Here is an 8,697-nt window from a genome sequence, read left to right as displayed (position 1 = left end):
TCGTTGCCTTTTTTAGAAACCCTTCATAGTAATATGAAGGGTTTTTTTGTTTTCGATTTTCTCAGTTTTTTCTAATACAAAATAATGCCTGTCCCTTTTCCTATTGCATTTTAGTTGAATATTTTAGCTTAGTTTTGTCAGAATATGAATATAATTTGTAATTTCGGCTATCATGATTACAAATAAGGAACTAGACTTAGCTTGGGATTTTGTATCCAATACCAATCGAAATATTTTTCTAACAGGTAAAGCGGGTACAGGTAAAACTACCTTTTTGCACCGCTTAAAAATGGAGAGTTTAAAGCGCCTTGTGGTGGTGGCTCCAACAGGTGTTGCGGCCATTAATGCTAAAGGCGTTACAATACACTCATTTTTTCAGATGCCTTTTGGTCCTATTTTACCAGATACAGATTTAAATGCCTCTAAGGGCTTCAACAGAAAATTCAGCAAAACCAAAATTAATATTATTAAGTCGATAGATTTACTGGTTATTGACGAGATTAGTATGGTTCGAGCCGATTTATTGGATGGCATTGATAGGACTTTACGCCGTTTCAGGGATAGAAATAAGGTTTTTGGCGGTGTACAAGTGCTAATGATTGGCGATTTGCAACAACTTTCACCAGTTATAAAAGAACAAGATTGGGAGCTCTTAAAACGGGTTTATAGCAATGGTTTCTTTTTTAGTAGTCAAGCCTTTAAGCAAAGTCAGGCTATTACCATAGAATTGAAACATATTTATAGACAGGAAAATCCAAAATTTATTGAAATACTAAACGAAATACGGAACAATAGACTAAGCGAAGCTGCTGCAAAGGAATTAAATAAGCGTTTTATTCCGGATTTCAAACCCCAACCTGACGAAGGTTATATATCGCTTACAACCCACAACAATAAAGCAGAGGCTATTAACCAATCAGAATTGAATAAATTAAAGTGCCAACCATTTTATTACAAGGCCGAAGTTGATGGTAAGTTTCCTGAGTATGCCTATCCAAATAGTGAAAACTTAGAACTTAAGGTAGGATCCCAGGTTATGTTTGTGAAAAATGATAGTAGTCCGGAAAAACGCTATTTTAACGGAAAAATAGGTAAGGTTATTCATTTAGAAAAAGATGAAGTTGTAGTACATTGTCCTGAAGACGATTTCAATATAAATGTAACCCCCGAGGTTTGGGAAAATATCAACTATTCTGTTGATGCCGATACCAAGGAAATTCAAGAAGAAAAAATAGGAAGTTACAAACAAATGCCATTGCGTTTGGCTTGGAGCATTACCATACATAAAAGCCAGGGTTTGACTTTTGAAAAGGCTATTATAGATGCCGAGGGTGCGTTTGCGCACGGACAGACCTATGTGGCCTTAAGCAGGTGTAAATCTTTAGAAGGCTTGGTATTAAAAAGCAAGATCCAGTCCAACCAAATTATAAGCGACCAAAATGTTATAGCGTTTAATGAACAGGCAAAGCAAAATGCACCAGACGAAACGGTACTAAAGCATTCCCAAAAAAACTTCCAGTTGGATGTTATTGCCGAAATTTTCGATTTTTACGGTTTTTTGCACCCGGTGAACCGTATTTTGGATATTTATTATAAGAACAGAACGATTATAGAAGGCCCGATTGAGGCAACTTTTTCAGCAATAAAGCATACCATTGCCAACTTTTTAAAGATAAGCAATGGGTTTAATTCCCAGTTAAAACAATTATCCCATACCGAAGACTTACCAGAAGAAAGTAGCCTGGTTCAAGAACGGTTTAAAAAAGGGATTGCGTATTTTAAAGCCGAAACCGATACCCATATAGTTACACCGCTTAAAACCTTTGCTTTTACTACAGATAACCAAGCCGTGGGTAACGAGCTTACCAAACATTTGGGTAATTTTGAGGAGTTGCTAGCTACAAAACAATTGTATTTTAAAGGGTTAAAAAATGGCTTTGTAACCAAGTTATTTTTAGAGCTACGTGCAAAATCGGTGTTTATGGCTAAAGAAAAGCCTAAAAAAACAAGAAAAACAATTGTTGAAGGCACGAGTAATATAGAATTGTTTGAAAAACTACGATTACTTAGAAACGATATAGCCGAAGAAAAGGGCTTAGTCCATTTTCAAATTTTTGCACAAAAAACATTGTACGAAATGTGTGAAACCTTACCAACAACCAAGGAAGAATTACTTAAGGTTCATGGTATGGGTAAAACACGGGTAGAAAAATATGGTACGGCTATTTTGAAGGTAATTAGGGCCTATTGTGATGAACATGATATTGAAGTATCAAATAAAATTGAATTATTTGAACCAAGCCAAGCTAAAAGAAAACGTGGCGATACCCAAAAAATATCTTTAAAATTATTCCAATCGGGAAAAAGTATATCGGAGATTGCTGCCGAACGTGAACTGAACGAAAACACTATTTTTGGTCATTTGGCAAGTTTTGTGCCTACCGGAGAAGTAAAAGTTACCGATTTAATACCCAAACAACATTATGAAGAATTAAAGCAGATTATTCCAACCAAAACTTTTGAAAACCTATCAGATCTAAAACATCAATTGGATGATAAATATAGTTATGGCGAGTTGCGTTTGGTTTTAGACGAATTAACTGATAATTAATAAAAGCAGACAAACTTAAAAATTTGTCTACTTTTATTAGTGTTTTTTTAAATTGGGTCTTTTTTGTAGGTTAATTAAATGAGACAAAAAAAGGTATATTAACTCTTAAATATTAAATTTTACACCGCCAGCAATAACAAGTTGACCTTCGTCAATAATTACATATTTTAATTCTGCAAAAGGCGTAATACTTCCGCTAAGGTTAAAGTTTGCTCCCCCACCAATGTTAAGACCAAAACGCCCGTCGCTAGCAGAAAAATCGCCCAAATAACCATAGCTATCATCGTATGTTACTTTAACACTGGAGTAGTTAAGGCCTGCAATACCATAAACATCAATATTGTCTTCGGCCAAAAAGTAATAGTTGGCATTGGCGTTAACCTCAAACCAGTTTATTTTAATACCGCTTTCGTCTTTCGGCAGGTAAAAAATAAAGGAGGGAGAAATGGTTAATTTTTCCATAATAGGAAATTCGGCATTAGCTCCAATACCTATATTTTCAATCTCGGTACCATAGGCTAAGAAACCACCTAATTTGGTTTCGGTTTGGGCAGATATGTTTAAAGAAAACATAACTATTAATGCCGTTACTAAAGTGTAATTAAATTTTTTCATTGTTTTTGGTTTTTAATAATAATAGTTTTTTGATCAAATTAATTGTTAGTAGGTTTATTGATAATAAATAGGGAAGTTTTCTATAACTTCCTACTTTTAAATTTCAGAGCAATCTAAATTTCTGTAAGCTTCGGCTGCTTCTTCTAAATCACCATATTGTTCTGTATATTCTTGGCAATTTTGTAAAGCTTCAATAAAGTCTAGGGAGGTGTTTTTTAAATTGTTACATGTAGTTTCTGAGGGGGTTTGTTGATAACTTGTTAATGCATTTGAAAATTCAGTAGCTGAAGAAATTATTTGATTACAAACGCTTTTGGGATTGTCACTATCATCATCACTATTAGAACAACTAAAGGTTCCAAAAATTAAAGGAAAGATTAAAGCGTAAATAAATTTTTTTAGGTTAAAAATGGTTTTTGTAGCTTTCATAATTACAGTGTTAAACATTTATTTTTTTCATTTTTTAATAGAAAACTGGGAGTGTTTTTATTTGAAATAAAACTATATTGAAAAAAAACAAGCCTATAAAACATATGTTTCAAACTATACAATATATGTAACATTGTTATTTAATGTGTTGTAAATAAGATTTTTACAGGTTTTAATTTTATAAGAAATTAACAGGTGTTGAAATAAAAAAGCCTTAAGATGTATAAATAGATAAGTATGCTTTAATTTATTTTTATATTTTAGGGGTATGAGTGTAATTGAGCAATCTACTTTAAAAACCCTACAAAAATCTTCTGTTTTATTGAGCTTTCTAACGGATGAGCAATTATGTAATGTGTCTGTTCCTCCTTATCACTCTAGTATAGGAACTCATATTAGGCATATACTTGATTTTTATAATTGTATTTTTAACCTCAATGTTGATAATAAGATTGATTTAACAGCTCGAGGTAGGAATAAAGAAATTGAAACTAATTGTAGTTATGCACAGCGTTATTTAGAAGATGTTATAAAAAAACTAAATTCTACAAATTTTAATATTAAAGAAATAGTATGGGTTATTGATGACTTAGGAATGGGGAAAATAGAAATACCTTATACTTATGGCGCTTTATTGACACATGCAAATAGCCATACTATTCATCATTATGCTATTATAAATTATATTTTAAATGGTTTAAATATTGATTTTAAAGATGAAAATTTTGGATACAACCCAACAACACCTAATAATACTTTAGCTGAATAAATAATTAGGAGCTTTTATTTTTTTTTAAACATACTACCCATTATGGTTTTTATACCTCTAAAAATTAAAAAAACGGCCATAGCACTTATAGCGCATCCTAAAATTAACATGGGCAGGTAAAGTGGGTCATCTGGTTTGCTATAAGCAACACTTAAAATAATTGGGCCAATAAACAAACTGCCCAACGAAAACACCATTATTTTAATACCTTTAATAAGTTCTTTTTTATCTGTTTTGTTCTCTTTCATTTTTTATAATTTTTAATAGCCAAACGTACACTACCAAATTCATCTAATAGATTTTGGGCTTCTTTTTCAGCAATATTTAGTTCATTCATTATCATTTTAGTCCCTCTGTCAACAAGTTTGTTATTACTTAGTTGCATATCAACCATTTTATTTCCTTTAATGCGTCCTAGTTGAATCATGGTAGAGGTAGTAATCATGTTAAGAACTAACTTTTGTGCGGTACCAGCTTTCATTCTAGAACTACCTGTAACAAACTCTGGCCCCACAATAACTTCTATAGGATACATAGCTGTTTGAGATAGTGGACTTTTATGATTACAGGTAATACAACCGGTAATAATATTGTTTTCATTACAAGTTTTTAAGGCACTTATAACGTATGGTGTTGTTCCTGATGCTGCTATACCAACTACAACGTCTTTATTTGAAATTTGATGTTTTTTTAAATCTTCCCAACCTTGAGTGGTAGAATCTTCGGCAAATTCTACAGCTTTTCTTATAGCAGAATCACCTCCAGCAATTAAACCTATTACTAAATTGTGAGGTACACCAAAAGTAGGAGGGCATTCAGAAGCATCTACAATGCCTAATCTACCGCTTGTACCAGCTCCAAGATAAAATAATCTGCCTCCAGCTTTTAATTTGGGGACAATTTTATTTATTAAAGCTTCTATTTGTGGAAGCGCTTTTTCAACTGCTAACGGAACTGTTTTGTCTTCTTTATTAATGTTGTAAAGTAATTCACCAACGCTCATTTTTTCGAGGTGATTGTAGTATGAATCTTGCTCTGTTATTTTTGTGAAACTCATGCTTCAAAAATACATTATTTTATTGGACTGTATAAGTAAAAACATCTGTTTCAGTAACTCTAAAATACCCTAAAGGATAGTTGTCTGGGTTGGTTTGATTAACACAATTACCACGAACAGTAGCTGGTTGGGTTTCAAAAGGGTCTCCAGATTCATCATCTCTTTGTTGCAATAAAATATTAAAAAATTCGTAATGGCGTTCTGATATTCCAGACATTTTAATGGTTAACTGATCTGAAGATTTTAAATCTTCATGAGAGTAGTATCCAAAAATTTGATTTCCATTATTAAATTCATCATCATAAACTTCTACAGTGGTTAAGTACTGGTTATTTACAAATTGAAATAAGTAGTAGTTTTCTTCATCTTCGGGGTCTGTGTAATAAGCTTTTATTTCAATTTCATCACCAGAAAAACCACCATTGTTGTTCTGTTCAACATAATCAATACTTGTTACAGGAATTAAAGTTTCAGTGGCTGTGTAAACTTCATTTTCATAGATAATAGTTAAGTTGTATATACCGTTTATTTCAGGAATAAATGTATTATTTAAATAAACACCAGAATTACCTTGTTCTATGAAGGAGAAGGTATTGTTATTTGAATCTTCAACAGTTACAATGGCTCCGTTTGCAGGAGGTATTGTGTCATCAAAAAAAGGAGCTGTAAGTGTTAGTTTTATTACTTGTAGGTTGCCTTGTGTTCCTTTAACCCAACTTAATGAAGCATCTATAACCAATCTAGGTTCAGCTGTTTCTAAATCTACATCAATTACATCTTCGCATGATGCTAATAGAAATCCAAATATGATTATTAATATAAATTTCTTTATCATTAGAGTTTAAAATTATAAGATATTGATGGTACAATTCCAAAAATAGCTAATCTTGTAGCTTCATTTAAACCAGTATCACTATTTTGACCAAAAGTGATTGATGCTGCATTTTTTCTGTTGTAAACATTATATATGCTAAATACCCAGTGGCTTGACCATTTTCTTTCTTTTTTCTGTTTTGGGATGTATTTTAGTGAAACATCTAATCTGTTATAAGAAGGTAGTCTGTTTTCGTTTCTTGCTCCATAATTAGGAATATGAAGATCATTGTATTCATATTGACCATTAGGATATGTTACAGGTTGCCCAGTTTGAAACAAAAAATTAGCATTCACGCTAAGTCTGTTATTCCAATCATAGCTTGTGGTTATTGATATATCGTGTGTTTTGTCATAAGGTGTTTTATACCAATTTCCATTATTGATACCTATTTCATTAGCTGTTCTACCTTTTGTTTGTTGTTCTGATTTTGAAAGGGTATAGGCTAACCATCCTTTTAATCTACCTTCGTTTTTTCTTAAAAGTAGCTCTAATCCATAAGCACGTGCTTTTCCATTTAAAATTACTTGTTCAATAGCATTATTGGCAATTAAATCGGCTCCATCAATGTAATCTATTCTGTTTTTAATGGTTTTATAAAAGCTTTCAACCTCTAATGAATATTTATTGTCTTTAAAATTTTTAAAATAACCTACTGCAACTTGGTGTAAAGACTGTGGTTTTATATATTTTCCGCTTGGTGTCCAAATATCTAATGGAGTAGGTGCATTGGTGTTTGAAAGCAAATGTAAATATTGATTCATTTTATTATAGCTTGTTTTTATAGAGCTATTAGAATTTAATTGATACGCTAAAGAAAATCTAGGTTCAAGATTTATAAAGCTAGTAATAATATCGCTTCGTTTATATGTTTCTGTATCAATTGGATCTGCTTTTTCATAAATTTTAAAATCATCATTAAAAATAACAGCTTGGTCATTTTCATAAATATTTAGTTCATCTTGCCCTAGTCTTAAAAATGAGCTTAATCTTAGACCATATGATATTGATACGTTGTCAGAAAGGTTATGTTCTGCATCAACATATAAAGCGTTTTCAAAAGCGTATTTATCTATTAGTTTAAATTTGTTGATACCCGATGTTTCCGTAGTTGGGTTAATTTCTCCAGGGTTAAATTTGTAATACACACTATTTAAACCGTATTGTAGTTTGAGATTGTTTGTTAAGTAATGCTTAAAATCGTATTTTAAGTTGAAATTTTGTATCCCTGATTTCCAATCAAATTCAACAAAACTTAGTTTTAAATCATAATAGTAATCAGAATATATAAAAGATAAATTTGAAAAAAGTTTGTCTGAAAACAGATGATTCCATCTAAAATTTAAAACGGAATTTCCGTAGGTGTTTTCAAAAGTATCTTCAATTCTAAAAACATCTCTTCCAAAATAGCCCGACAGGTAAATGTTGTTTTTAGAATTTATTTTATAACTCAATTTGGTGTTTAAATCATAGAAATAGGCAATATTATCAATATCAAAAAGCGGTAAAAATAAGTGCGCATAACTAGATCTTCCTCCCAAAAGAAAAGAACCTTTATCTTTTTTTAAAGGGCCTTCTGTTAGCAGTCTACTAGAAACAAGTCCAATACCCCCATTCATGTGAAATTGTTTGCTGTTTCCTTCTTTTTGGTAAATGTCTAAAACAGAAGATACGCGCCCTCCGTATCTTGCGGGAATGCCTCCTTTATATAAACGAAGGTCTTTTATAGCATCTGGATTGAAAACTGAAAATAGCCCAAATAAATGTGAGGAATTATAAATGGTTGCTTCATCTAACAGAATTAAATTTTGGTCTGCAGCACCACCTCTAACGTTAAATCCTGATGTACCTTCGCCAGTACTGGTAACACCAGGTAAAAGCGTTATAGCTTTTATAATATCAGACTCACCAAGCACCACAGGAATTTCTTTTATGGTTGAAGCAGTAAGTTTATTAACACTCATTTGAGGTTTTTTTATGCTTAGTTTTTCTATGTTTTCTGTTATAACAACCTCGTCTAGATTTTCAAGAGAGTTAATCAAACTAAAATTTTTAGAAATGTTGCTTGTAAGTTCAACAGTTTCTGCTATTGTAGAATACCCTAAATAACTTATAACAACAGAATAAGTGCCTTTTGGTAAAGTGATAGAGTAAAAGCCATACTCGTTGGTAGTAGTTCCTGTTTGCAGACTGGGAAATATAATGTTTACACCAATTAGTGTTTCGTTACTTTTTTCTTCGGTGATAATGCCACTAAGGGTAAATTTTTCTTGTGCAATACCTTTACTGAAAACTAAAAAATAAAATAAAAGAAAACAGAACCGAAGGTTTTGCATGTAGAT

Annotated in this window: 8 protein-coding genes; 2 read left to right on the top strand and 6 right to left on the bottom strand. The window is 31.8% G+C overall.

Going from position 1 to position 8,697, the window contains the following annotated elements:
- Positions 1–172: 172 nt before the first annotated feature.
- Entirely contained in the window at positions 173–2,611 is a 2,439-nt protein-coding gene (locus tag J1D01_RS10995; RefSeq protein WP_421150844.1) for a helix-turn-helix domain-containing protein, read from the top strand.
- Between the two features lie 105 nt (positions 2,612–2,716).
- On the opposite strand, the gene J1D01_RS10990 is transcribed toward J1D01_RS10995, so the two are convergent.
- Together J1D01_RS10990 and J1D01_RS10985 are read right to left on the bottom strand one after the other, a co-directional pair.
- Positions 2,717–3,226 (bottom strand): outer membrane protein, encoded by a 510-nt coding sequence (locus J1D01_RS10990; protein WP_421150843.1) that lies wholly within the window; start codon positions 3,224–3,226, stop codon positions 2,717–2,719.
- 96 nt (positions 3,227–3,322) lie between these two features.
- Positions 3,323–3,655, bottom strand: coding sequence for a hypothetical protein (locus J1D01_RS10985; protein ID WP_421150842.1), 333 nt, complete (start codon positions 3,653–3,655; stop codon positions 3,323–3,325).
- A 268-nt stretch (positions 3,656–3,923) separates the two neighbouring features.
- Between J1D01_RS10985 and J1D01_RS10980 the strand changes: the two genes are divergently transcribed.
- A complete protein-coding gene (locus tag J1D01_RS10980) occupies positions 3,924–4,424 on the top strand; it encodes a DinB family protein (RefSeq protein ID WP_372936703.1) in 501 nt (166 codons plus the stop codon).
- Positions 4,425–4,438: 14 nt separating this feature from the next.
- Here the strand turns inward: J1D01_RS10980 and J1D01_RS10975 are convergent, their stop codons facing one another.
- From J1D01_RS10975 to J1D01_RS10960, 4 genes are read right to left on the bottom strand one after another with little or no spacing between them, the layout of a single operon-like run.
- On the bottom strand, positions 4,439–4,672 hold the full coding sequence (locus tag J1D01_RS10975; protein WP_372936705.1) for a DUF6095 family protein: 234 nt from the start codon (positions 4,670–4,672) through the stop codon (positions 4,439–4,441).
- Positions 4,669–5,481, bottom strand: coding sequence for an N-acetylmuramic acid 6-phosphate etherase (gene murQ / locus J1D01_RS10970; RefSeq protein ID WP_372936707.1), 813 nt, complete (start codon positions 5,479–5,481; stop codon positions 4,669–4,671). Before murQ ends, J1D01_RS10975 begins: the two co-directional genes overlap by 4 nt.
- Positions 5,482–5,500: 19 nt before the next feature.
- The gene (locus J1D01_RS10965) at positions 5,501–6,316 is read right to left on the bottom strand and encodes a DUF4249 domain-containing protein (RefSeq protein WP_372936709.1); all 816 of its coding nucleotides are present in this window, start codon (positions 6,314–6,316) and stop codon (positions 5,501–5,503) included.
- Positions 6,316–8,691, bottom strand: a complete 2,376-nt coding sequence (locus tag J1D01_RS10960; RefSeq protein ID WP_421150841.1) for a TonB-dependent receptor — start codon at positions 8,689–8,691, stop codon at positions 6,316–6,318. Before J1D01_RS10960 ends, J1D01_RS10965 begins: the two co-directional genes overlap by 1 nt.
- Positions 8,692–8,697 lie beyond the last annotated feature (6 nt).

This window comes from Seonamhaeicola sp. NFXS20 (assembly GCF_049132085.1).
Classification (GTDB): Bacteria; Bacteroidota; Bacteroidia; order Flavobacteriales; family Flavobacteriaceae; genus Seonamhaeicola.
The sequence above is the reverse complement of the archived record's forward strand: the minus strand, read 5'-3'. Positions and strand labels throughout refer to the sequence as shown.